Annotated in this window: 3 protein-coding genes; all 3 read right to left on the bottom strand. The window is 58.4% G+C overall.

What is annotated here, in order from left to right; all coding sequences use genetic code 11:
• Nucleotides 1-700: 700 nt before the first annotated feature.
• Entirely contained in the window at nt 701-1,090 is a 390-nt protein-coding gene (locus tag ACXJ7R_RS31030) for a hypothetical protein (RefSeq protein ID WP_457155138.1), read from the bottom strand.
• Nucleotides 1,091-1,249: 159 nt separating this feature from the next.
• Nucleotides 1,250-1,648 (bottom strand): hypothetical protein, encoded by a 399-nt coding sequence (locus ACXJ7R_RS31035; RefSeq protein WP_457155139.1) that lies wholly within the window; start codon nt 1,646-1,648, stop codon nt 1,250-1,252.
• Nucleotides 1,649-1,679: 31 nt separating this feature from the next.
• Complete coding sequence (locus ACXJ7R_RS31040; protein WP_457155140.1) at nt 1,680-2,003, bottom strand: excalibur calcium-binding domain-containing protein; 324 nt, start codon at nt 2,001-2,003, stop codon at nt 1,680-1,682.
• Between the last annotated feature and the right edge of the window lie 28 nt (nt 2,004-2,031).

The following is a 2,031-nucleotide window of genomic DNA, read 5'->3' on the forward strand; positions in this document are numbered from 1 at the left end:
GCTGTCAGAGACGTTAGCAGTCGTGCTGCAGCCACTGACGCAAACTGCTGCGCCTACAAGAAGCGCGATCGTTTTCATTGATTTCTCCCCCCAGAAAATACTTGAAGCAAATACGGAGTAGAAGTCCAGAGCCTTGTTTGAGGCTGCGTCTTTAAAGACTGTGCAGGAGCGGCCCGAATTGTTGGCGTCAACAAGAACCGGGGCGGGTCAAGGACGGGCAGGGAAACCAAGCCCTTGGCCGTTCGTTGACCCTATGCTGGTTGATCTCAGCACAATCCTGACTTCGTCCGCTGCCGAAAGGGCTGAAGGCCAAATGCTACGCGATCGACGAATATGAACTGCTTGGCGTCGAGGCCGATAGGTCGGCTCTGCGTTCCTCACCTTGAGCCGCGAGATGCGCGAACGGCTCTGGCCTCGCGTTCAGGACCACGCAAGGCATGGCGCCAAATGAGATGAAGCGGGCGGCGACGCAGTGGGTCAAGCCGGGGCTGATCGTCCCCGCTTCGGGACGGCCTTCAATTGCACGCTGGTTGTCTACCGGCTCTTGGCATTGAGCAGGACACCGATCGACAGCTTCACACTCGCTGGTGCAACCAGCCTCATGGTCGCCGGGATTTCATTCCAGTAGGCGTGTGTGACAGCGAACTTAATACAGTGGGCGGTGAACCGCGCGGCTAGGCAGGCGATGCGTTGAGGCCCGTCAACGGTCGACAGCAGAAATCTCAGGCGGCAGGATCACCTCTCGGCCCGTCGCATTGATCTCTTTGGCAAAGAAATCTTCAACCTCGAACACCGCTTGTCGAAGATCACTCATCGACTCCCGCTTAAGGTCTTCGGGATCGACGTCCCAGTCGGTGTCGGCGTCAAGGTCTTCTTCGATATTGAAGAGATACCGGATCCGCACATAATCGTTCCGGAAAGTGCTGGACCAAATGAACTCCTCGGCGACGCCGGAGATGCGCAAACCATGAGATTTGCCACAATCCAGCATTGCCGTGAAATTGTGCTGGTAGGCCCGGATTTGAACCGGATCCACCCTATTGAGCCTGAGGAAGCCGCGAAGAAAGTGCTCAAGCGCCTGGAAGTACAATAGGCGCCGTGGGTGGTCCGAAAAATGCAACCGAATGTGCGAGGGGGCGAACTCCAAGGCGTCGGCATGTGCGCGGTATGACTGGCCTAGCATATAGATCCCGACGGGTGTTACTCCCGCGCCATAGATTGTTGGTCCTTTCCCCATTCGAGCGGCCGTCTAGGCTCGCTCTGCTTTGAAACGTCCTGTCTCCTCATCAATTTCTGTGACCCGCATTTGTGGGCCGACCCTACGCGCTACGATCCTGCTATGCATGCGATCGCTCGACGTCACGATAATCGAACGAAAGAGGCCACCGCGCTTTGACATCGCATGCTGAAGATGCTTGGCCCGCCGGCGGTTCTCCGGCCGGTCGATCCATCCCTTCCCAGAAAGTCCGAAAGTGCTGTACTGGGATTGCTCGAGGTCTAGGAATCGGTCGGTCCAGAGGGTCACCACCACAGCTTTTCCATCATCGGTGATTGCCGACCAGGTGCGCCGCGGATTGCGGACCGTGGCGCCTAGTCTTGCATAAGCCTCAGTTAGGGTTTTGCATTCCGCTTCGGGCTCGATCTTCAACTGTTCCTCCCTCACATGCTTTCTGGCTGGATCAGCAGAGCGTTTCGCATGCCTTGCCGTCTCCATCGGCGTCAAGCTTGTGGCCCCACGAGCAATTATGAAGATACCACTGCGCCGCGGCGCACGAGCCGACCTGCGCACAATACCGCCGCGGCTGGCACGAATAGCTTTGTGCGACCTGCCCACTGCCCACGATGCCGAGCGGCTGGCTGATCGCCGGCTGCGGATTGTCGGAATGCCCTGCACGCCAATCCCAAGGTTGATCGAACCGGCCTTGCCAAACGCCGCGATGCGCGGCCTTGGCTGTACCTTGCTCGGCAGCGAAAGCCCCGTTGGAATAGCGCGGCCAGTCCAATGCTAGGCCCTGCTCGACTAGCCAGCGC

Source organism: Mesorhizobium sp. P5_C1, from assembly GCF_054049815.1.